The organism is Pseudomonas sp. NPDC087626, assembly GCF_044743405.1.
Lineage (GTDB): Bacteria > Pseudomonadota > Gammaproteobacteria > Pseudomonadales > Pseudomonadaceae > Aquipseudomonas.
Window position 1 is genome coordinate 1 of the sequence record NZ_JBIUWJ010000032.1, and the last position, 21,041, is coordinate 21,041.

A 21,041-nucleotide genomic window follows, 5' to 3' on the forward strand; every position below is an offset into this window, starting at 1 on the left:
CCGAAAACTGCGTAACTCATTGTTTACCAAGGAGTTTTCCGTTTCGACTGCGCCGGAAGTGGGGCGAATTATAGACACCTGAGATCTGCCGTCAACCGCTATTTTCATATTTCTGTCACAAAGGTCAAAAACGCCCTGAAAACGCAAAGGCCGCCCCGTTGGGGCGGCCTTTTCACATTAGCTTGCGAGTTACAAGCTAGGAAACGCGAACTGCGAGGCTTCATGGCTTGCACGCTGTGGCCAGCGCTGGGTAATGGCTTTGCGGCGCGTGTAGAAACGCACACCGTCCGGGCCATAGGCATGCAGGTCGCCGAACAGCGAGCGCTTCCAGCCACCAAAGCTGTGATACGCCACCGGCACCGGCAGCGGCACGTTGACGCCGACCATGCCCACCTCGATCTCGTCACAGAACAGGCGAGCCGCTTCCCCGTCGCGGGTGAAGATGCAGGTGCCGTTGCCGTACTCGTGGTCGTTAATCAGTTGCATCGCCTCTTCCAGGCTGTTGACCCGGACCACACACAACACCGGGCCGAAGATCTCTTCTTTATAGATGCGCATCTGCGGTGTGACGTTATCGAACAGGCAGCCACCCAGGAAGAAACCTTCCTCATGCCCCGCCACGCTCAGGCCGCGACCATCGACCACCAGCTTGGCGCCAGCCGCCACGCCGTCATCGACATAGCCGCTGACTTTGTCCCGCGCCTGGCCGGTCACCAGTGGGCCCATGTCCAGGCCGCAGGAAGTGCCCGCACCGATTTTCAGTGCCTTGATCTGGGGCACCAGCTTGGCCACCAGGGCATCGGCCACTTGATCACCCACACACACGGCCACCGAGATCGCCATGCAACGCTCGCCGCACGAACCATACGCCGCCCCCATCAGCGCGCTGACCGCGTTGTCCAGGTCCGCATCCGGCATCAGTACCGCATGGTTCTTCGCCCCGCCCAGCGCCTGCACACGTTTGCCGCGCTTGGTGCCTTCGGCATAGATGTACTCGGCAATCGGGGTCGACCCGACGAAGCTCAAGGCTTTGACTTCCGGCGCTTCGATCAGCGCATCCACCGCCGACTTGTCGCCGTGCACCACGTTCATCACGCCTTTTGGCAAACCGGCTTCCAGCAGCAACTGGGCAATCAGCAGGGTGGAACTCGGATCGCGCTCGGACGGCTTGAGGATGAAGCAGTTGCCGCAGACGATCGCCAGCGGGTACATCCACAGCGGCACCATGGCCGGGAAGTTGAACGGTGTGATACCGGCAACCACGCCCAGGGGCTGGAAGTCCGACCAGGCATCGATGTTCGGGCCGACGTTACGGCTGTACTCGCCCTTGAGGATTTCCGGTGCGGCACAGGCGAACTCGACGTTCTCGATCCCGCGCTTCAGTTCACCGGCGGCGTCTTCCAGAGTTTTGCCGTGCTCTTCGCTGATCAGTTGCGAGATACGCGCTTCGTTCTGCTCCAGCAGTTGCTTGAAGCGGAACATCACCTGGGCGCGCTTGGCCGCAGGTGTGTTGCGCCAGGCCGGGAACGCGGCCTTGGCGGCGTCGATGGCCTGCTGGATGGTTTCGCGGCTGGCCAACGGCACTTTATGGATCGCTTGACCGGTGGACGGGTTGAACACGTCGGCGGTGCGACCGTTGTCGGTCACCAGTTCACCATTGATCAAATGCGGGATGAGGCTCATGCGGGGCTCCTGAATTCTGTTCACCGGCGTCCGCCGAGGGACGCCTTCTATATATAGATAACGTTGGCACGTAGCCCAAAGGCGATGGCGTCTATCGATCCGCCATCGCGAGCAAGCTCGGCTCCTACTGTTTTGGGGGCAATCAGTCGATCTTGTTCAGCACTTCGCCGACCGCATCGAACAGGCGATCGAGGTCTTGTGGCTGGCTGTTGAACGTTGGGCCGAACTGCAGCGTGTCGCCGCCGAAGCGCACGTAGAACCCGGCTTTCCACAGGGCCATGCCGGCTTCGAACGGACGCACGATGGCGTCGCCGTCGCGCGGGGCAATCTGGATTGCACCGGCCAGGCCGTAGTTACGGATGTCGATGATGTTCTTCGAGCCCTTGAGGCCGTGCAGCGCATTTTCAAAATGCGGTGCGACTTCAGCCACGCTCTGCACCAGGTTTTCCTTCTGCAGCAGGTCGAGTGCCGCCAGGCCTGCGGCGCACGCCACCGGGTGGGCCGAATAGGTATAGCCGTGGGGGAATTCCACCGCGTATTCCGGAGTCGCCTGGTTCATGAAGGTCTGGTAGATCTCCGAGCTGGCAATCACCGCGCCCATTGGAATCGCACCGTTGGTGACCTGCTTGGCGATGCACATCAGGTCCGGGGTCACGCCAAAGCTGTCGGCACCGAACATCGAACCGGTACGGCCAAAGCCGGTGATTACTTCATCGAACACCAGCAGGATATTGTGCTGGTCGCAGATTTCCCGCAGGCGCTTGAGGTAGCCCTCTGGCGGCACCAGTACGCCGGCGGAACCGGCCATTGGCTCGACGAACACCGCCGCGATGTTCGAGGCGTCATGCAGTTCGATCAACTTGAGCAGTTCATCGGCCAAGGCGATACCGCCTTCCTTGGGCATGCCACGGGAATAAGCGTTGCTGGCCAGCAAGGTGTGCGGCAAGTGATCGACATCCATCATCGCCTGGCCAAACAGCTTACGGTTACCGTTGACGCCACCCAGGCTGGTCCCGGCGATATTCACCCCGTGGTAACCACGGGCACGTCCGATCATTTTGGTCTTGGTCGCCTGGCCTTTCAGGCGCCAGTAGGCACGCACCATTTTCACCGCGGTGTCGGCACACTCGGAACCCGAGTCGGTGAAGAACACGTGGTTCAGGTTACCCGGGGTCAAGTCGGTGATTTTTTCGGCCAGTTGGAAGGACAGCGGATGCCCATACTGGAAGCCCGGCGAGTAGTCGAGAGTGCCCAATTGCTTGGCCACCGCTTCCTGGATTTCCTTGCGGGTGTGCCCGGCGCCGCAGGTCCACAGGCCCGACAGCGAGTCATAGACCCTACGGCCCTTATCATCGATCAGCCAGCTACCTTCAGCCCCCACGATCAGGCGCGGGTCACGCTGGAAATTGCGGTTGGCGGTGTACGGCATCCAGTGGGCATCGAGCTTGAGCTGGCTGGCCAGGGACGTCGGGGCGTTTTCAGGCAGGTTCATCGGCAAAACCTCGCAATGCAATAAGCGGCGTAGGGATTAAAAGCGTTGTTGCAGCTAAGTTGCCACGGCGATAAAGTCGGTGAAATCCAACTTTTCTAACCTTCAGTCAGGCCGTTACTAAACTATGAGCAGCCGCCGCCCCGATCCGCTGGCACAAGTCAGCGACTTTGATATCCGCCTGTTGCGGATCTTTCGCAGCGTGGTCGAGTGTGGTGGCTTCTCGGCGGCGGAAAGCGTGCTGGGGATCGGTCGTTCGGCCATCAGCCAGCAAATGAGCGATCTGGAGCAACGCCTCGGCCTGCGCCTGTGCCAGCGCGGCCGGGCCGGGTTTTCCCTGACCGAAGAAGGTCGCGAGGTCTACCAGTCGGCCTTACAGCTATTAAGTGCCCTGGAAAGTTTTCGCACCGAGGTCAATGGCCTGCACCAACACCTGCGCGGCGAGTTGACCATCGGCCTGACCGATAACCTGGTCACCCTGCCCCACATGCGCATCACCCACGCCCTGGCTCAGTTGAAGGAGCGCGGGCCGGATGTGCAGATCCAGATCCGCATGATCGCGCCCAATGAAGTCGAACAGGGTGTACTCGACGGCCGCCTGCACGTCGGCGTTGTACCCCAGGCCAGCGCCTTGTCGGGCCTGGAGTACCAACCGCTGTACAGCGAGCGGTCGCTGCTCTACTGCGCGGTCGGCCACCCGCTGTTCTACGTCGACGATAAACAACTGGACGACGCGCGCCTCAACAGCCAGGACGCGATTGCCCCGACGTTCCGCCTGCCCGCCGAAATCCAGGCGCATTACCAGGCGCTCAATTGCACCGCCAGCGCCTCCGATCGCGAAGGCATGGCGTTCCTGATCCTGACCGGGCGCTACATCGGCTACCTGCCCGATCACTACGCCAGCCTGTGGGTCCAGCAAGGTCGCCTGCGAACACTCAAGCCAGGCTCACGCTTTTATGACCTGAGCCTGGCATCGGTCACGCGCAAGGGCCGGCGCCCGCATTTGGTGCTGGAAAGCTTTCTCGAGAGCCTGGCAGCGACGCGTTGAGCCCCTGCAAACCAGGCATTTACCTCACCAAGGCTTGTCGGATTCCCGTGGGTGCGTTATCAACGCACTGGCGCCCCCACTGACCTGCCCGGAAACGTCCATGACCTTTGAAGTCCCAGCCCACAGCGGTAAACCTGCCAGCCGTATTCGTCAGAAAAACGAGGAGACCATCCTCAAGGCCGCCGAAGTGGAATTCGCCCGGCACGGCTTCAAAGGCACCAGCATGAACACCATTGCGCAGAATGCCGGCCTGCCCAAGGCCAACCTGCACTACTACTTCACCAACAAGCTCGGCCTGTACATCGGGGTGCTGAGCAACATCATCGAGTTGTGGGACAGCACCTTCAACACCCTCACCGCCGAGGACGATCCGGCCGAAGCGCTGACCCGCTACATCCGCGCCAAGATGGAGTTCTCCCGCCGCCACCCCCAGGCTTCGCGGGTGTTCGCCATGGAAGTGATCAGCGGCGGCGAGTGCCTGAGCGAGTACTTCAACCAGGACTACCGCGCCTGGTTCCAGGGGCGCGCCAGCGTGTTCCAGGCCTGGATCGACGCCGGCAAGATGGACCCCGTCGACCCGGTGCACCTGATCTTCCTGCTGTGGGGCAGTACCCAGCACTACGCCGACTTCGCCACCCAGATCTGTCGCGTCACCGGTCGCAGCAAGCTGACCCGCCAGGACATGGAAGACGCCGGCAACAATCTGACCCGCATCATCCTCAAGGGCTGCGGCCTCACTCCCGCTATCTAAGACAGTCACCATGCCTTTTACCCTCGCCGGCCTTTGCGACTATCGCGAAGAGATTCGCAAAAGCCGCTTCATCGCCCTCGCGGCACCGATCACCAGTAGCGCCGAGGCGCAGCTCTTCCTTGAACAGCACAGCGACCTGAATGCGTCACACAACTGCTGGGCCTGGAAGTTCGCCGACCAATACCGCAGCAGCGATGACGGCGAACCCGGCGGCACCGCAGGGCGGCCGATACTGGCGGCGATCGAAGCCCAGGACTGCGACCAGGTGGCGGTACTGGTGATTCGTTGGTACGGCGGCATCCAGCTGGGCACCGGCGGCCTGGCCCGGGCCTACGGCGGCAGCGCCAACAAATGCCTGCAGGGCGCGGCAAAAATCGAATTGATCAGCCGCGTGCCGATCGCTTGCGACTGTGCGTTCAGTGAACTGGCGCTGGTTAAGTTACGGGTCGCCGAGTCCGGTGGCCTGGTGGTGGATGAACAGTTCACTAGCAATGGCGCGCACTTGCAGTTGGCCGTGGCCGAACAGCAGATCGACACCTTGCAGGCACAACTGGCAGGCCTGAGCCGCGGGCGGATTTTGCTGCAGCGCTGAACGCTGGTTATTTTATGTACAGCCCGACTGCAATGCTTTGGGGCATAACCGGCAGGCTGACACTTGCCCACAAGCGCTGTGCACCCGACTGTGGATAACCTGAGTACATAGCGCTGTAACCCTTCTGTCACGTGGCTTTGCGGGCATTGATCAGTTTTCATCCAATTGCCTGCTCTACAGGTCATTTACACTGCAAAACAATTGCTTAGAGCGCTTTAGCAGCTTTAGAACAAAGGCCCATGGTGCTTATGCCCGGTTCTTTGGCTTGCGCACAAATACTGTGGAGCAACCTGTGGATAACCCGTTCATGACTGGCGCAGTGGCATAGCTGGCATAGGTCGCAGGTTGATGATCATTTTTTAACCAATTATTTTCCGGACGTTACTGCACCACGACCTCCAGGAGTGCCCCGAAGTGGTGCCTGCTCCGCCAGCCGCACCCGCTCGATGTTTTCCACAGAACCCGGCTCACCGTGCCCTTCAGGACTTTCCTGACTCAATGGCCAGGAAATTGCTTTGCCACAGGCCTCTCGTTCAACGACCCGAGCCTGTGATGCCAAACCCCGTCCCGATCCCCGCTCCAACACCACGCCTGCAACTGCACGGCATCAGCAAGCGATACCCCGGCTGCCTGGCCAACGATGGCATCGACCTGTGCATTCAACCCGGCGAAATCCACGCCCTGCTCGGTGAAAACGGCGCTGGCAAAAGTACCCTGATGAAGATCATCTACGGGGTCACCCACGCCGACTCGGGGGACATGCACTGGCAAGGCCAGCGCGTCAGCCTGCGCAATCCGGCCCAGGCCCGCAGCCTGGGCATCGGCATGGTGTTCCAGCATTTTTCCCTGTTCGAAACCCTCACGGTGGCGCAGAACATCGCCTTGGCCATGGGCGCGGCAGCCGGGGCGCCACAGGCCCTGGCGCCGAAAATCCGCGAGGTGGCGCAGCGCTACGGCCTGGTACTGGAGCCGCAACGCCTGGTCCACAGCCTGTCGATTGGCGAGCGCCAGCGGGTCGAGATCGTGCGCTGCCTGATGCAGGACATTCGTTTGTTGATCCTCGACGAGCCGACCTCGGTGCTGACCCCGCAGGAGGCCGATGAACTGTTCGTCACCCTGCGCCGCCTGGCCAGCGAGGGCTGTAGCATTCTGTTCATCAGCCACAAACTCACAGAAGTGCGCGCCCTCTGCCACAGCGCCACCGTCCTGCGCGGCGGCCGCGTGGCCGGGCATTGCCGGCCCGCGGAATGTTCCGATCAGCAACTGGCGCAGCTAATGGTCGGTGACGCCGCGCAGTGGCTCGCCGACTACCCCAAGGCCAGTGGCGGCGCGCCGTTCCTCAAGGTCAGCGGTCTGTCGTGGGCCAACCCGGACCCGTTCGGCTGCTCGCTGCACGACATTGACCTGCAGGTGCGCAGCGGTGAGGTGGTCGGCATTGCCGGGGTGGCTGGCAATGGTCAGGACGAGTTGCTGGCCCTGCTCAGCGGCGAGCAGCGCCTGCCGCGCCAGGACGCCTCGCGCATCGCTTTCGCGGGCCAAGCGGTGGCCGACTTGCCGCCCGATGCGCGGCGGCGGCTGGGCTTGGCTTTTGTCCCGGCCGAACGCCTCGGGCATGCGGCGGTGCCGGAGTTGAGCCTGGCCGACAACGCCCTGCTCACGGCCTTCCAACAGGGCCTGGTGAGCCATGGGCTGATCCAGCGCGCCAAGGTCGTGGCGCTGGCCGAGACCATCATCCAGCGCTTCGCGGTCAAGGCACCAGGTGCCCAGGCTGCGGCCCGTAGTCTGTCCGGCGGCAACCTGCAGAAATTCATCCTCGGTCGCGAGATCCTCCAGCAGCCGCGCCTGTTGGTCGCCGCTCACCCGACCTGGGGGGTGGATGTCGGCGCGGCGGCGACCATTCACCGCGCGCTGATTGCCCTGCGCGATGCCGGGGCAGCGATCCTGGTGATCTCCGAAGACCTCGACGAACTGCTGCACATCAGCGACCGCCTGGCCGCCCTGTGTGGCGGGCGCTTGTCGGCGCAACAAGCAACGGCGGGCACCACCCTGAGCGAAGTCGGCACCTGGATGGCCGGCCAATTCGACACCCCTCACTCACTCGCACCTGTGCTGGCTTGACGGAGTTTCCCCCATGCTGCTTTCCCTAGAACCCCGTGGCCAGCATTCGCGCCTGATGCTCTGGTGCTCGCCCTTGCTGGCCGCCGCCCTGACCCTGGGTTGCGGTTCGCTGCTGTTCATCGCCTTGGGTCATGACCCACTGCAGACCTTGCACACCCTGCTGATCGCGCCGATCAGCGACGGTTATGGCGTCAGCGAATTGCTGGTCAAGGCCTTGCCCATCCTGCTCTGCGCGCTGGGCCTGGCGGTGGCGTATCAAGCGCGCATCTGGAACATCGGCGCCGAAGGCCAATTGCTGCTCGGCGCCTTGGCGGGCAGCGCCGTGGCGGTGCACCTCATCGACTGGCAAAGCCGCTGGGCGCTGGTATTGGTCCTGAGTACCGGGACCCTCGCTGGCGCGCTATGGGCGGGGCTCACCGCCTGGCTGCGCACGCGCTTCAACGCCAACGAAATCCTCACCAGCATCATGCTCAATTACATCGCCCTGAACCTGTTGCTGTTCTGCGTGCACGGGCCCTTGAAGGACCCGGCGGGCTTCAACTTTCCCGAGTCGGCAATGTTCGGCGAGGCCAGTCGCTTGCCGTTGCTCACCGCAGATGGCCGGGTGCACGCCGGGGTGTATTTCGCCCTGCTGGCATTGGTGGCGGTGTGGGTGCTGCTGCAGAAAAGTTTTATCGGGTTTCAGATCAAGGTGCTCGGCCTGGACAAACGCGCAGCAGCCTTCGTCGGCTTTCGCCACAAGCGCCTGGTCTGGTTGGCGCTGCTGATCAGCGGAGGGCTGGCCGGGTTGGCCGGGGTCTGCGAAGTCAGCGGCCCGATCGGCCAACTGGTGCCGCAAGTGTCGCCGGGCTATGGCTATGCCGCGATCACGGTGGCCTTTCTCGGTCGGCTCAACCCCATCGGCATCCTGTTTGCCAGCCTGCTGATGGCGCTGCTGTACCTCGGCGGCGAGAGCGCGCAGATGAGCATGAACCTGCCACCAGCCATCACCCAGCTGTTCCAGGGGATGATGCTGTTTTTCCTCCTGGCCTGTGATGTGTTGATCCTCTATCGACCCCGGCTGAACCTGCGCTGGATGCGGCGTGACCCGGTGACCCACGTGCAAGCAGGAGCGCTGTGATGGATATCGATCTGCTGGGCAATATTTTCTACGCCATGGTCCGCTGCGGCACACCGCTGTTGCTGGTGGCGCTGGGTGAACTGATCTGTGAAAAAACCGGGGTCCTCAATCTCGGCCAGGAAGGCATGATGCTGTTTGGCGCGGTGATCGGTTTCATCGTCGCCCTGAACAGTGGCCAGCTGTGGCTCGGCGTGCTGCTGGCGATGGCCGCCGGCATGCTGCTGTCGGCGCTGTTTGCCTTGGTGGCACTGGTGTTCAATGCCAACCAGGTGGCCACGGGGTTGGCCCTGACGATCTTTGGCGTCGGCCTGTCGACATTCGTCGGCGCGGCGTGGGTCGGCAAACCCCTGGCCGGGTTCGAACCGGTAGCCATTGCCTGGCTCAGCGAGATCCCACTGATCGGGCGCATGCTGTTTGCCCAGGACCTGCTGGTGTACCTGTCGTTTGCCCTGTTTGCCGTGGTGGCCTGGGTGCTGCTCAAAAGCCGGGTGGGACTGATCATCCAGGCCGTCGGCGAGAACCCCGACGCCGCCAGCGCCATGGGCATCCCGGTGCTGTGGGTGCGGACCCTGGCGGTGTTGTTCGGCGGCGCCATGGCCGGGTTGGCCGGGGCTTATCTGTCGCTGGCCTACACGCCGATGTGGGCGGAAAACATGAGCGCCGGACGCGGCTGGATCGCCCTGGCGCTGGTGGTATTTGCCAGTTGGCGCGTCTGGCGCCTGTTGCTGGGGGCCTACCTGTTCGGGCTGGCGAGCATCGTCCATCTGGTCGCCCAGGGCCTGGGACTGGCCATCCCCTCCAGCTTGCTGGCGATGCTGCCCTATGTGGCGACCATCCTGGTGCTGGTGCTGCTGTCACGCGACGCCGTGCGCACACGCCTGTATGCGCCGATGTCGCTGGGGCAGCCGTGGCAGGCCGGGCATTAGTGCTCAGGCCACAGGAGCCTGCGTAAGCGGGCCGGCTGGCGATGTCTGCCTGACGGGCAAGACCTGGGCAATACCCCACGCCAGTTCAAACACCAGGAACAGCACCAGCAACCCGGTTGCGCCCTGCAGCAAGGCATAGGCCTGCCAGGTGGCAAACAGAAACCGTCCGGCCGCGTCATAGCGGCCGTACACCGCCTGCGGATCGCGGATCCGCAACACCGACCAGACGCAGACAATCGACCCCAGCAGATTGGCCATCAGCATGTGCGCCGGCGCAAACGCCGGTAATTCACCGGGCAAGTCAAGCGCCTGACTCAGGCCCGAGAGCAGGCCGTGCAACGCGGTAAAACTCCAGGGCGTGACAAACGCCGCCATCACGATCAGGTCATACCAGGCACTGCTGCGCACCAGTCGGCGATACTGTTTCGGGGTCCACATGGCGAATACTCCGTTTATACAGGGAGCACCCAGGCTAAACCCTGGAGTATGCTCAAGGGTCAAGCCCCCCCAGGAGTCGCGAACATGCGCATCGGTGAATTAGCCCAGGCCAGTGCCGTCAGCCGCGATACCCTGCGCTTCTATGAGCAGCGTGGGCTGATCGCCGCCCAGCGTAGCGCCAACGGGTACCGCGAATACCCGGCCGACATGGTGCAACTGGTGCTCTACATCAAGACTGCCCAACGCCTGGGTTTCACCCTGAATGAAATCGGCAGCAGCGTCGCCGCGCTCTGGCAGGCCAAGGATCCGGAACAAGCGGTCGCCCGCTTGCTTCAGGACAAGCTGGCATTGATCGAAACCCGCATCGCCGAACTCGGTGAATTGCGCAGTGAATTGCAACAACGGCTTGGACAACACTGTCCACTGAACCCATGACCCTCTTTTTCCAGGAAGCCACTCATGTCTACGGCAAAAACCGCGCTGATCATCGGCGCCTCCCGCGGCTTGGGCCTCGGGCTGGTGAAAACCCTGTTGGCCGACGGCTGGCAGGTCACCGCCACCGTCCGTAATCCACAGAACGCCCAGGCGCTGCAAGCCCTGGGCAAGGTGCAGATCGAACAACTGGACATGGACGACCAGGCCGCCGTGCTCGCCCTCAGCCAGCAACTCAAGGGCCAGGTATTTGACCTGCTGTTCGTCAACGCCGGGGTCAAGGGCCCGGAGGTGCAGACACCCGGCGGCGCGACCCTGGCCGAGGTCGGCCAGTTGTTCTTCACCAATGCCGTGGCACCGATCAACCTGGCCCAGCGTTTTGTCGAACAACTGCGTCCAGGCAGCGGGGTGCTGGCGTTCATGAGTTCGGTGCTCGGCAGCGTGACCATGCCGGACGCACCGGAGCTGGCCCTGTACAAGGCCAGCAAGGCCGCGCTGAACTCGATGACCAACAGCTTCGTCAGCCAGTTGGGCGAACAGCGCCCCACCGTGCTGTCACTGCATCCTGGCTGGGTGAAAACCGACATGGGCGGTGAAGGCGCCGACCTCGATGTCGAGACCAGCACCCGTGGCCTGGTGGACCAGGTCAATGCCTATGCCGGCCGGGGCGGGCATCACTTCATCAACTACAAGGGCGAAACCATTCCCTGGTAAGGCCATGAAGATCGCCGCCTATCGCGTGGCAACTGCCGCCGGCGGCGATCTTTTGCTACCGCGGCACAACCTGAGTAAACTCGGCACCTCGTCCCCGCGACGAACCTGGATCAGCAGACAGGGCAACACTGAGCTGGCGAACCTGAACCCAACTTTCAGAGGAGCCGGCAAATGCCTGCGACCCGTACCTGGTTAAAAAACCCTCTCGCCATCTTCACGGCCAACGAGCTCGACGCCCGTGGCGGCCTGGTGCTGCAAGACGGCGTTATCGTCGAAGTGCTCAAGCAAGGGCAGCAACCGGAGACACCCTGTGGACACGTCTTCGACGCCCGCGAGCATGTGATCCTGCCGGGGCTGATCAACACTCACCATCACTTCTATCAGACCCTGACCCGCGCCTGGGCCCCGGTGGTCAACCAGCCGTTGTTCCCTTGGCTGAAAACCCTGTACCCGGTCTGGGCACGCCTGACCCCGGAAAAACTCGCGCTGGCCACCAAGGTCGCCCTGGCTGAATTGCTGCTGTCGGGTTGCACCACGGCCGCCGACCACCACTACCTGTTCCCCGACGGCCTGGAAAACGCCATTGATGTGCAGGTCGAGAGCGTCCGTGAACTGGGCATGCGCGCCATGCTCACCCGGGGTTCGATGAGCCTTGGCGAAAAAGACGGTGGCCTGCCGCCGCAGCAGACTGTGCAGGAAGGCGAAGTGATCCTCGCCGATAGCCAGCGGCTGATCGCCGAATACCACGAGCGCGGTGCCGGCGCACAGATCCAGATCGCCCTGGCACCCTGCTCGCCGTTCTCGGTGACGCCAGAAATCATGTCCGCCAGCGCTGCCCTGGCCAACCAACTGGACGTGCGCCTGCACACCCACCTGGCCGAAACCCTCGACGAGGAAGACTTCTGTCTGCAGCGCTTCGGCCTGCGTACCGTGGACTACCTGGACAGCGTCGGCTGGCTTGGCCCGCGCACCTGGCTGGCCCACGGCATTCACTTCAACCCCGATGAAATCGCCCGCCTCGGCGCGGCCGGCACCGGCATCTGCCATTGCCCAAGCTCGAACATGCGCCTGGCCTCGGGCATCTGCCCGACCCTGGACCTGATTGCCGCCGGCGCGCCGGTGGGCCTTGGGGTCGACGGTTCGGCGTCCAACGATGCCTCGAACATGATCCTCGAAACCCGCCAGGCGCTGTACATCCAGCGCCTGCGCTACGGCGCCGAAAAAATCACCCCAGAGGGCGTACTGGGCTGGGCCACCCAGGGCTCGGCAAAACTGTTGGGACGCAGCGACATTGGCGAGCTGGCCGTGGGCAAACAGGCCGACCTGGCCTTGTTCAAACTCGATGAGCTGCGCTTCTCCGGCAGCCATGACCCCATCTCGGCGTTGCTGCTGTGCGGTGCCGATCGGGCGGATCGGGTAATGGTCGGTGGCAAGTGGCGGGTGATCGACGGCCAGGTTGAAGGATTGGACCTGAAGGGTTTGATTGCCGACCACAGCCAGGCGGCTCGGCAGTTGATCAGTGGGGTCTGACCTGAGCGCTGCGCTGGCGCGCCAGCGCAGCCGCTAGAGCCCCAACAACGACAACATAATGAAGGTCGCAAACAGTACAAAGTGAGTCATCCCTTCGATGGCGTTGGTTTCGCCATCGTTGAGGTTGATCGCACTGACGATCAGGGTGATGAACACCATCACGGTCTGCACTGGCGTCATGGCCATCTGAAACGGCTGGCCGGTGTACAGCGCCATAGCTTCCATCACCGGCACCGTCAGAATCACCGTCGACAACGACGCCCCCAACGCAATGTTGACCACCGACTGCATGCGGTTGGCCAAGGCCGCGCGCAAGGCCGTAAGGATCTCCGGCGCCGCGGAAATCGCCGCCACCACGATCGCCGTCAACACCGGCGGAGCGCCCGTCCCCTCCAGGCCCAGGTCAAGCGTCTTGGACATCACCTCGGCCAAGGCGCCGATCACCACCACGCCAAACACCAGGGTACCAATGGACAGCCCGAGACTGATCGCCGTTTCCTCCTGTTCGGGCTCCTTCCTGCGGCGTTTTTGCGGGTAGCTGTAGCTGAAAAAATAACTGTGGGGACCGACCTGCATGCGCAGGAACAGGGTGTAGAGCACCACCATCGCGCCGATGGTGAAGGCCGAGTAGATCTTCCAGTCAGCTTCGGGAATGAACTCCGGCACCACCATGGACACGCCCATCGCCGTGAGAATCATCACGCTGTAGGTGCGCGCCGAGTCATCGTTGTAGGACTGCTCGCCATGCTTGATCCCGCCCATCAACGCGGACAGGCCGAGGATGCCATTGATATCGAGCATCACCGCCGAGTAGATGGTGTCGCGCACCAGGGTCGGCGAGGCCTCGTTGCTCATCATGATCGCCAGGATCACCACCTCCACCAGCACCGCCGCCAGCGTCAGGATCATGGTGCCGTAGGGATCACCGACTTTTTCCGCCAGCAGTTCGGCGTGATGGGCGACACGCATCGAGGCCATCACGATAAAGGCTATCAGCGCCATGCCGCCGGCCAGCGCGATCACCTGCCCGCTGTGCAGCAACCAGTGTTCCAGGGGAAAGGCGGCGAATGCTGCCAGCAGCGCCAGCAGGAGAACCTTTTCTTGCTTGAGGAAGGTGAGCATTACGGTCCCGTGTACCGAAGCCAGCAAAGCCTTGGCGATGAGTGACTGACTGCAACGTCACGCCCATGTTCCGTTGAACCTTAGCGCACCGTTGCATGGCAGTTGGTGCGCGGGGCGCACTTTTTTGGCCTTCCCGACGCCTGCACGATGATTAACCCGTAGGAGCAAGGCTTGCCCGCGATGGGTTGGACGGCATTAGTTGTCCTGTTGGTCAGTAATTTGCATTGACCTGGCCAACCCCAAAACACCCTGGAGCTCCATCCATGCACAAACGTCCGTTGCACACGCTGCTTTGCGCCGTCGTCACCGCCCTTGGTCTGGGCGCCAGCCTGACCGCCAGTGCGGCCGATCCGCTGAAAGTCGGCTTCGTCTACATCGGCCCGATCGGCGATCACGGCTGGACCTATCAGCATGAGCAGGGGCGCAAGGCGCTGGTGGAGAAATTCGGCGAACAGATCAGCACCCGCTACGTGGAGAACGTCGCCGAAGGTGCGGACGCCGAGCGGGTGATCCGCAACATGGCCAAGGAACAATACGACCTGATCTTCACCACCTCCTTCGGCTACATGAACCCGACCCTGAAAGTCGCCCGGCAATTTCCCCAGGTGACGTTCGAACACGCCACCGGCTACAAGCAGGACAAGAACCTCGGCACCTACCTGGCCCGTACTTATGAGGGACGCTACGTCGGCGGTTTTCTCGCAGCGAAGATGACCAAGAGCAAAAAGATCGGCTACGTCGCCTCCTTCCCGATCCCCGAGGTCATCCGCGACATCAACGCCATCCAACTGGCCCTGAACAAATACAACCCCGGCACCGAGATCAAAGTGGTGTGGGTCAATTCCTGGTTCGATCCGGGCAAGGAAGCCGACGCCGCCAACGCCCTGATCGACCAGGGCGTCGACGTGGTGTTCCAGCACACCGACAGCCCGGCGCCGATCCAGGCCGCCGAACGACGCGGTGTGTATGCCGTGGGCTACGCCTCGGACATGGCCCACTTCGGCCCCAAAGCGGTGCTCACCTCGATCGTCAACGACTGGGGCCCGCACTACATCCAGGCCACGCAAAGCGTCATCGATCACAGCTGGAAGTCCCAGGATTACTGGGGTGGACTGAAAGAGGGCACCGTTCAACTGCCGATCAGCGACCTGGTGCCCGCAGCAGTGAAAAGCGAAGCCGAGCAGATCATCGCCGACATCAAGAGCGGCGCGTTCCATCCATTCACCGGTCCGATCAAAGACCAGGCCGGCAGCGAAAAAATCCCGGCGGGCGCAAGCGCGAGCAATGCCGAACTGGCGTCGATGAACTACTACGTCGAAGGCATGCAGGCCGAGATGCCGAAGTAACCCCCGCCCCCTGTGGGAGCAAGCGTGCTGCCACAGGGGGCGGGCTGAACCGCTTGGTCAGGTTTTACTCAATGTTTGCACGGGCATCTGTAGAATGCGCGCCATAAGCACCTGATGAGAACCGCACATGTACGATTGGCTGAACGCCCTGCCCAAGGCTGAACTGCACCTGCACCTGGAGGGCTCGCTGGAGCCCGAGTTGCTGTTCGCCCTGGCCGAACGCAACAAGATCGTCCTGCCCTGGGACGACGTCGAGACCCTGCGCAAGGCCTATGCCTTCAACAACCTGCAAGAGTTCCTCGACCTGTATTACCAGGGCGCCGATGTGCTGCGCACCTCGCAGGACTTCTACGACCTGACCTGGGCCTACCTGTTGCGCTGCAAGGCGCAGAACGTGATTCACACCGAACCCTTCTTCGACCCGCAGACCCACACCGACCGCGGTGTGCCCTTCGAAGTGGTACTGAACGGGATCGCCAGCGCGCTGAAAGACGGCGAGCAGCAACTGGGCATCACCAGCGGCCTGATCCTCAGCTTCCTGCGCCACCTGAGCGAAGAAGAAGCCGAGAAAACCCTGACCCAGGCGCTGCCATTCCGTGACGCGTTTGTCGCTGTCGGCCTCGACAGTTCCGAGATGGGCCACCCGCCGAGCAAGTTCCAGCGAGTGTTCGACCGTGCTCGTCACGAAGGTTTCCTGACCGTCGCCCACGCCGGTGAAGAAGGCCCGCCGGAGTACATCTGGGAAGCCATCGACCTGCTGAAGATCCAGCGCATCGACCACGGCGTGCGCGCTATCGAAGACGAGCGCCTGATGCAGCGGATTATCGATGAGCAGATTCCGTTGACCGTCTGCCCACTGTCCAACACCAAGCTGTGCGTGTTTGACCACATGTCCCAGCACAACATCCTCGACATGCTCGAGCGTGGGGTGAAGGTCACGGTGAACTCCGATGACCCGGCGTACTTTGGCGGTTATGTGACCGAGAACTTCCACGCGTTGTACACCGACCTGGGCATGACCCAGGACCAGGCTAAACGCCTGGCGCAGAACAGCCTGGATGCCCGCCTGGTAAAACCCTGAATACAAAGGATCGCAGCCTGCGCGGCTGCGATCTTTTCAGACGGCCTCGGTCAACTCCTCCAGGGTCTTGCCCCGCGTCTCCATCCCGAACAACCAGACCACCACCGCAGCAATCGCGAAGCACATCGCGCCTAACGCAAAGACTCCGCCCTGCCCGGTGATCGGGAACACCAACCCTGTCACCAACGGTCCCAGCAACGATCCCACGCGGCCAATCGCCGAGGCAAATCCAGACCCCGTGGCCCGCGCTGAAGTCGGGTACAGCTCCGGGGTATAGGTGTAGAGCACCGCCCACATGCCGAACAGGAAGAACTGCATCAACAGCCCCGAGCCGATCAGCAGGCTGACGTTGCCGCCAAATACCGCGCTTTGCCCATACAAAAACGCCATCACCCCACCGCCCAGCAACGTGATGACGCACACCGGCTTGCGCCCCCAGCGCTCCACCAACCAGGCCGCCATGAGGAACCCGGGAATCCCGCCGAGGGAAATCAGCACCGTGTAATACACCGACTGGGTCACGGCAAACCCGGATTGTTGCAGCAGCGCGCTGAGCCAGGACGTCAGGCCGTAGAAACCGAGCAGGGCAAAGAACCAGACACTCCAGATCATCATGGTGCGCTGGCGATACAGCGGCGACCAGATTTGCCGCAAGGCGCTAAAGAAGTTGCCGGGACGGTGCTCGGCCCTGGGCAGGCGAATCGGCGTCGGCAGATCGGCACGCCCCAGGGAGGCCCGGACTTTGCCCTCGATCCGCAGCAGGACCTTGTCGGCGGCAGCATGGTGCCCAGCCTGCTCCAGCCAGCGCGGTGATTCGGGAATGAAGAAACGGATCGCCAGCACGAACACCGCCGGTACCGCCAGCACCAGGAAGATGTCGCGCCAGCCGATCACGGGCAACAGGAAATACGACAACACCCCCGCCGCGACAAACCCCAGCGGCCAGAAGCCATCCATCAAGGCGATGTAACGCCCACGCCGCTGGGCCGGAATCAGCTCGGACAACATCGACTGGGCAATCGGAAACTCCATGCCCATGCCAATCCCCAGCAGGATACGAAACAAGGTCAGGGTCTCGACGGTTTGCGCCGTGGAACACAGGTAGCTGGCGATCCCCCATAACACGATGCTCCACTGGAACACCGGCTTGCGCCCGAAACGGTCCGCCAGCATGCCGGACAACGATGCCCCCAGGACCATGCCGAAGAAGCTCGAACTGGCCAGTAACCCGGCCTGTGCCGTGCTCAAGCCGAACTCGGCTTTGATCGAGCCCAGGAGGAAAGTCATCATGGCCAGGTCCATGGAGTCGAAGAAAAACGCCAGGGCAATGATGATGAAAATGACTCGGTGATACCCACTGATGGGTAACCGTTCCAGACGTTCTGCCGCACTGTAGCCTTGTGTATCCATGCCACGTCCCCCGATCCGATAATCCGCGGATCGAGTGTGCGCGAACGCCGGGGTGGAAGATTGCTGGATACGACCTGGCAACAGCCCTGAGCGACGTCTGAACCGGCGGCTGCAGACGTCGATCGCAACGGCGATTAAAGGGCCATTTCCAGCTCAGGCACTTTGCCGAACAGTTCCAGTTCCCGGACACCGGTCGGGGACACCTGCAAGGCCCGTGAATCGCCGGACACACTCAGCCAGCCAGACTGGATGAACAACTGCAACAACGCGGCCCCCAATGTGCCCCCCAGGTGCGGTCGACGCTCGCTCCAGTCGGGGCAGGCACAGGCCACTTGCGAGTTGCTATGGGCCAATGCCTGGACGAAGACCCCATGGCTGGCCAGTTGAATGGCGCCCTTGTGGGTGACCATGATGCGTTTGTCCAATTGCTCGATCCATCCCGCATCCAGCAGGCGCTGAAACAGATCAGCCGCCAGGGTACCGCCCAAGTGCTCCTCGCAGAGGCGGGCCCGCAGCAGCGACGACGGGGCTGCCTGGATCTTGGCCAGCGCGCTGGTACGCTTGAATACCTGGGCAATGTTGCCCGGCGAACTGGCGAGGGTGGCACTGGCCAATGCCTCGACCGCCGCCCCGACTTCGGGCGCGGCCAGTCGGTAGAACCGCTTGCGTCCACGCTCCTCGATCTTCAACAGTCCACCGCTGAACAAACGCCCGAGATGGGCGTTGGCCGAGGACGGCGACAAACCGGCCAGCAATGCCAGTTCCTCCGATTGCCGGGCAATCCCATCCATCAAGGCCCACATCATCGCGCTACGCTTCGGGTCAGCCAGTAGTGTGGCGATCTGACTGATGCAAGGTGCATGTTCCATGTATTCACTCCCTGTTGAATCATTTGTCTACTGCTCGGGGGACATCTTGATCAGTAATAGAATGCCGGCCAAGGCGTGATAACCGCCAAAAACCGGGCTAAAAAATCAGTTAACGCGACAAACTTCTTCGAAATCCTCAAGCCATCCCAGTGATTTTCTGCTGCGCAAACCGGGGGATCGAGCAAGGCTGCCTGGGTTCGCGACCCCAGGCGGGCGCTAGTATAAGCGTGATGAACGACGGTTCCTGCCCCGGGGAAACCGCCAAAGCTGATAGCTACTGAGTGAAATTTCGCTATGTGAGTGCGATTAATGGCTCACGACAAATCTTGTCGAAAATTGACCACTCAAATGCTCACACCGACGCTTGAGCATTTCTTTTAGCAGGTTCACCGGCTTACTCAATTGGGCGCGATGAGCGCACAACAAATTCAGCGGTGCACGTTCTCCCTGCAACTCCGGCAGCAACACCGTCAAGCGTCCGGCCAGCACATCGGCGGCCACGTCCAGCCAGGACTTGTAGGCAATCCCGGCCCCCGCCACCGCCCACAGGCGCACCACATCGGCGTCATCACTGAAACGATCGCCGCTGACCGTCAGGCTCACGTCCCGTTTGCCATCGTGAAAGCTCCAGTGGTCGTGTACCCGGCTGCCCAGCATGTACAGCAGGCAATTGTGCTGGGCCAGTTGCTCCAACTGGCGCGGTACGCCGCACCTCGCCAGGTATTGCGGGGCGGCACACAACACCCGGCGATTGTCCGGGGCAATGGGCAGCGCCACCAGGCTGGAGTCTTCCGGCTCGCCATAACGCAGGGCGATGTCCACTGGCTGGCGGAACAGGTCGGCGATCCGGTCGCCCAGCAGCAGGCGCACCGTGAGCAGGGGATGCTCACGCTGGAACTCGTCCAGCCACGGCAACAACAGATTGCGCCCGAAGTCCGAGGGGGCCGACAATTGCAGGACCCCGCTGACCTGGTCCTGGCCGCGCGCCAGCAAACGCCGCCCTTCATCCAACTGGCCCAACGCCGCACGGGCATACACCAGGAACCCTTCGCCTTCTGCCGTCAGGCGCAGGCTGCGGGTGGAGCGCGCCAACAGCCGCGCACCCAGTTGCTGCTCGATCCGCTTCAACGCCGCGCTGGCCACCGCCGGCGACATGTCCATGCCCCGCGCCGCCGCCGACAGGCTCCCCAGGTCAGCCGCCCGCACAAACAGCAGCAAGTCATCGAAACGCAGCATCGGCGCCCTCGCATTATCAAAAAACTATTGAAAGAGACTGTGCTTTTAGCGGGTTTTATCTTGCAGATAAATAGCCAATCATCTGCTGCATCCCAAGACCACCGAGCCCTACCGCCCATGAAAGCCATTGCCTACTACCACAGCCTGCCCATCAGCGACCCGAACGCCCTGCAGGACATCGAGCTGCCGGCACCCGTCGCCGGTCCCCGTGACTTGCTGGTGGAAGTCAAAGCCATTTCCGTCAACCCAGTGGACACCAAGGTCCGCCAGAACGTCGCACCTGAAGGTGGCGCCGCCAAAGTCCTGGGCTGGGATGTGGCCGGCGTGGTCAAGGCAGTCGGCACTGACGTGAGCCTGTTCAAGCCCGGTGACAAGGTCTACTACGCCGGCTCCATTGCCCGCGCCGGGGGCAACAGCGAGTTGCACGTGGTCGACGAACGGATTGTCGGGCACATGCCCAAGTCCCTGGGTTTTGCCCAAGCTGCGGCGCTGCCGCTGACGGCGATTACCGCCTGGGAACTGCTGTTCGAACGCCTGCAGGTGCGCGAGGGCAACACAGCCGAAGGACAAAGCCTGCTGATCGTCGGAGCTGCCGGAGGCGTAGGTTCGATCCTCACCCAACTGGCCAGCCAACTCACGGCCCTGAAGGTGATTGGCACCGCCTCACGCCCACAAACCCACGCCTGGGTAGAAAGCCTGGGCGCTGACCTGGTCATCGATCACCGCCTGCCGTTGAGCGAGGAACTCAAGCGCGTCGGCCAGCCCCAGGTCACGCATGTGGCCAGCCTGACCCAGACCGACCAGCACTTCGCCCAACTGGTGGAGGCCCTGGCGCCCCAAGGCAAGCTCGCGCTGATCGACGATCCCAAGGCGCTGGACATCACCCAGCTCAAACGCAAGAGCCTGTCGCTGCATTGGGAGTTCATGTACACCCGGTCGCTGTTCGAGACCGCCGACATGCTGGAGCAGCATAAGCTGCTCAACCGGGTCGCCGCGTTGATCGACGACGGCACCTTGCAGACCACCGTCGGCGAGCACTTCGGCACCATCAATGCAGCCAACCTGCGCCGGGCCCATGAGTTGCTGGAGAGCGGCACGGCCAAGGGCAAGATTGTCCTCGAAGGTTTCTGAATGTG

The 21,041-nt window shown here is 62.4% G+C and carries 19 protein-coding genes; 12 read left to right on the forward strand and 7 right to left on the reverse strand.

The features are described from left to right. Positions 1-189 precede the first annotated feature (189 nt). The gene (locus ACIOVD_RS22370) at positions 190-1,683 is read right to left on the reverse strand and encodes a CoA-acylating methylmalonate-semialdehyde dehydrogenase (RefSeq protein WP_095170232.1); all 1,494 of its coding nucleotides are present in this window, start codon (positions 1,681-1,683) and stop codon (positions 190-192) included. A 142-nt stretch (positions 1,684-1,825) separates the two neighbouring features. After that, the gene (locus ACIOVD_RS22375) at positions 1,826-3,175 is read right to left on the reverse strand and encodes an aspartate aminotransferase family protein (RefSeq protein ID WP_159993619.1); all 1,350 of its coding nucleotides are present in this window, start codon (positions 3,173-3,175) and stop codon (positions 1,826-1,828) included. A 124-nt stretch (positions 3,176-3,299) separates the two neighbouring features. On the opposite strand from ACIOVD_RS22375, the gene ACIOVD_RS22380 reads away from it, so the two are divergent. The 6 genes from ACIOVD_RS22380 (at position 3,300) to ACIOVD_RS22405 (ending at position 9,727) form a co-directional block, all read left to right on the forward strand. Then, a complete protein-coding gene (locus ACIOVD_RS22380; protein ID WP_095170230.1) occupies positions 3,300-4,220 on the forward strand; it encodes a LysR family transcriptional regulator in 921 nt (306 codons plus the stop codon). A 100-nt stretch (positions 4,221-4,320) separates the two neighbouring features. Further along, positions 4,321-4,971 carry a TetR/AcrR family transcriptional regulator gene (locus ACIOVD_RS22385; protein ID WP_095170229.1) on the forward strand — a complete coding sequence of 217 codons (651 nt, stop codon included), beginning with the start codon at positions 4,321-4,323 and terminating at the stop codon, positions 4,969-4,971. A 10-nt stretch (positions 4,972-4,981) separates the two neighbouring features. Then, positions 4,982-5,563 carry a YigZ family protein gene (locus ACIOVD_RS22390; RefSeq protein WP_159993617.1) on the forward strand — a complete coding sequence of 194 codons (582 nt, stop codon included), beginning with the start codon at positions 4,982-4,984 and terminating at the stop codon, positions 5,561-5,563. Positions 5,564-6,115: 552 nt separating this feature from the next. Beyond that, complete coding sequence (locus ACIOVD_RS22395; protein WP_401130267.1) at positions 6,116-7,681, forward strand: ABC transporter ATP-binding protein; 1,566 nt, start codon at positions 6,116-6,118, stop codon at positions 7,679-7,681. A gap of 13 nt (positions 7,682-7,694) precedes the next feature. Next, on the forward strand, positions 7,695-8,801 hold the full coding sequence (locus ACIOVD_RS22400; RefSeq protein WP_401130269.1) for an ABC transporter permease: 1,107 nt from the start codon (positions 7,695-7,697) through the stop codon (positions 8,799-8,801). Further along, positions 8,801-9,727 carry an ABC transporter permease gene (locus ACIOVD_RS22405; RefSeq protein ID WP_095170225.1) on the forward strand — a complete coding sequence of 309 codons (927 nt, stop codon included), beginning with the start codon at positions 8,801-8,803 and terminating at the stop codon, positions 9,725-9,727. The genes ACIOVD_RS22400 and ACIOVD_RS22405 overlap by 1 nt, the downstream gene beginning before the upstream one ends. Positions 9,728-9,730: 3 nt before the next feature. Here ACIOVD_RS22405 and ACIOVD_RS22410 read toward each other — a convergent pair whose 3' ends face one another. Beyond that, positions 9,731-10,165: a hypothetical protein gene (locus ACIOVD_RS22410; protein ID WP_401130271.1), complete on the reverse strand. Its 435-nt coding sequence runs from the start codon at positions 10,163-10,165 to the stop codon at positions 9,731-9,733. A gap of 84 nt (positions 10,166-10,249) precedes the next feature. Between ACIOVD_RS22410 and ACIOVD_RS22415 the strand changes: the two genes are divergently transcribed. From ACIOVD_RS22415 to ACIOVD_RS22425, 3 genes are all read left to right on the forward strand, one after another. Continuing rightward, entirely contained in the window at positions 10,250-10,600 is a 351-nt protein-coding gene (locus tag ACIOVD_RS22415) for a MerR family transcriptional regulator (protein WP_320333578.1), read from the forward strand. Positions 10,601-10,624: 24 nt separating this feature from the next. Then, positions 10,625-11,311, forward strand: a complete 687-nt coding sequence (locus ACIOVD_RS22420; protein ID WP_095170222.1) for an SDR family oxidoreductase — start codon at positions 10,625-10,627, stop codon at positions 11,309-11,311. A 171-nt stretch (positions 11,312-11,482) separates the two neighbouring features. After that, positions 11,483-12,841, forward strand: a complete 1,359-nt coding sequence (locus tag ACIOVD_RS22425) for an 8-oxoguanine deaminase (RefSeq protein ID WP_401130274.1) — start codon at positions 11,483-11,485, stop codon at positions 12,839-12,841. 33 nt (positions 12,842-12,874) lie between these two features. Here ACIOVD_RS22425 and ACIOVD_RS22430 read toward each other — a convergent pair whose 3' ends face one another. Next, complete coding sequence (locus ACIOVD_RS22430) at positions 12,875-13,963, reverse strand: calcium:proton antiporter (protein WP_401130277.1); 1,089 nt, start codon at positions 13,961-13,963, stop codon at positions 12,875-12,877. Positions 13,964-14,226: 263 nt separating this feature from the next. Between ACIOVD_RS22430 and ACIOVD_RS22435 the strand changes: the two genes are divergently transcribed. Then, on the forward strand, positions 14,227-15,309 hold the full coding sequence (locus ACIOVD_RS22435) for a BMP family ABC transporter substrate-binding protein (protein ID WP_095170220.1): 1,083 nt from the start codon (positions 14,227-14,229) through the stop codon (positions 15,307-15,309). A gap of 127 nt (positions 15,310-15,436) precedes the next feature. Next, positions 15,437-16,390 (forward strand): adenosine deaminase, encoded by a 954-nt coding sequence (locus tag ACIOVD_RS22440; protein WP_095170219.1) that lies wholly within the window; start codon positions 15,437-15,439, stop codon positions 16,388-16,390. 36 nt (positions 16,391-16,426) lie between these two features. Here the strand turns inward: ACIOVD_RS22440 and ACIOVD_RS22445 are convergent, their stop codons facing one another. The 3 genes from ACIOVD_RS22445 to ACIOVD_RS22455 all read right to left on the reverse strand — a co-directional run bounded on the left by ACIOVD_RS22445 (position 16,427) and on the right by ACIOVD_RS22455 (position 19,905). Beyond that, positions 16,427-17,800, reverse strand: coding sequence for an MFS transporter (locus tag ACIOVD_RS22445; RefSeq protein ID WP_401130280.1), 1,374 nt, complete (start codon positions 17,798-17,800; stop codon positions 16,427-16,429). 134 nt (positions 17,801-17,934) lie between these two features. Then, entirely contained in the window at positions 17,935-18,669 is a 735-nt protein-coding gene (locus tag ACIOVD_RS22450; RefSeq protein ID WP_095170217.1) for a helix-turn-helix transcriptional regulator, read from the reverse strand. Between the two features lie 306 nt (positions 18,670-18,975). Next, positions 18,976-19,905 (reverse strand): LysR family transcriptional regulator, encoded by a 930-nt coding sequence (locus ACIOVD_RS22455; protein WP_159993603.1) that lies wholly within the window; start codon positions 19,903-19,905, stop codon positions 18,976-18,978. Between the two features lie 117 nt (positions 19,906-20,022). Between ACIOVD_RS22455 and ACIOVD_RS22460 the strand changes: the two genes are divergently transcribed. Next, a complete protein-coding gene (locus ACIOVD_RS22460; RefSeq protein ID WP_401130282.1) occupies positions 20,023-21,036 on the forward strand; it encodes a zinc-binding alcohol dehydrogenase family protein in 1,014 nt (337 codons plus the stop codon). Positions 21,037-21,041 lie beyond the last annotated feature (5 nt).

Bases quoted from the DNA above. Each gene is read 5' to 3' on its own strand.
- ACIOVD_RS22370 (WP_095170232.1), bottom strand. From the start codon at position 1,683: ATGAGCCTCATCCCGCATTTGATCAATGGTGAACTGGTGACCGACAAC.
- ACIOVD_RS22375 (WP_159993619.1), bottom strand. From the start codon at position 3,175: ATGAACCTGCCTGAAAACGCCCCGACGTCCCTGGCCAGCCAGCTCAAG.
- ACIOVD_RS22380 (WP_095170230.1), top strand. From the start codon at position 3,300: ATGAGCAGCCGCCGCCCCGATCCGCTGGCACAAGTCAGCGACTTTGAT.
- ACIOVD_RS22385 (WP_095170229.1), top strand. From the start codon at position 4,321: ATGACCTTTGAAGTCCCAGCCCACAGCGGTAAACCTGCCAGCCGTATT.
- ACIOVD_RS22390 (WP_159993617.1), top strand. From the start codon at position 4,982: ATGCCTTTTACCCTCGCCGGCCTTTGCGACTATCGCGAAGAGATTCGC.
- ACIOVD_RS22395 (WP_401130267.1), top strand. From the start codon at position 6,116: ATGCCAAACCCCGTCCCGATCCCCGCTCCAACACCACGCCTGCAACTG.
- ACIOVD_RS22400 (WP_401130269.1), top strand. From the start codon at position 7,695: ATGCTGCTTTCCCTAGAACCCCGTGGCCAGCATTCGCGCCTGATGCTC.
- ACIOVD_RS22405 (WP_095170225.1), top strand. From the start codon at position 8,801: ATGGATATCGATCTGCTGGGCAATATTTTCTACGCCATGGTCCGCTGC.
- ACIOVD_RS22410 (WP_401130271.1), bottom strand. From the start codon at position 10,165: ATGTGGACCCCGAAACAGTATCGCCGACTGGTGCGCAGCAGTGCCTGG.
- ACIOVD_RS22415 (WP_320333578.1), top strand. From the start codon at position 10,250: ATGCGCATCGGTGAATTAGCCCAGGCCAGTGCCGTCAGCCGCGATACC.
- ACIOVD_RS22420 (WP_095170222.1), top strand. From the start codon at position 10,625: ATGTCTACGGCAAAAACCGCGCTGATCATCGGCGCCTCCCGCGGCTTG.
- ACIOVD_RS22425 (WP_401130274.1), top strand. From the start codon at position 11,483: ATGCCTGCGACCCGTACCTGGTTAAAAAACCCTCTCGCCATCTTCACG.
- ACIOVD_RS22430 (WP_401130277.1), bottom strand. From the start codon at position 13,963: ATGCTCACCTTCCTCAAGCAAGAAAAGGTTCTCCTGCTGGCGCTGCTG.
- ACIOVD_RS22435 (WP_095170220.1), top strand. From the start codon at position 14,227: ATGCACAAACGTCCGTTGCACACGCTGCTTTGCGCCGTCGTCACCGCC.
- ACIOVD_RS22440 (WP_095170219.1), top strand. From the start codon at position 15,437: ATGTACGATTGGCTGAACGCCCTGCCCAAGGCTGAACTGCACCTGCAC.
- ACIOVD_RS22445 (WP_401130280.1), bottom strand. From the start codon at position 17,800: ATGGATACACAAGGCTACAGTGCGGCAGAACGTCTGGAACGGTTACCC.
- ACIOVD_RS22450 (WP_095170217.1), bottom strand. From the start codon at position 18,669: ATGGAACATGCACCTTGCATCAGTCAGATCGCCACACTACTGGCTGAC.
- ACIOVD_RS22455 (WP_159993603.1), bottom strand. From the start codon at position 19,905: ATGCTGCGTTTCGATGACTTGCTGCTGTTTGTGCGGGCGGCTGACCTG.
- ACIOVD_RS22460 (WP_401130282.1), top strand. From the start codon at position 20,023: ATGAAAGCCATTGCCTACTACCACAGCCTGCCCATCAGCGACCCGAAC.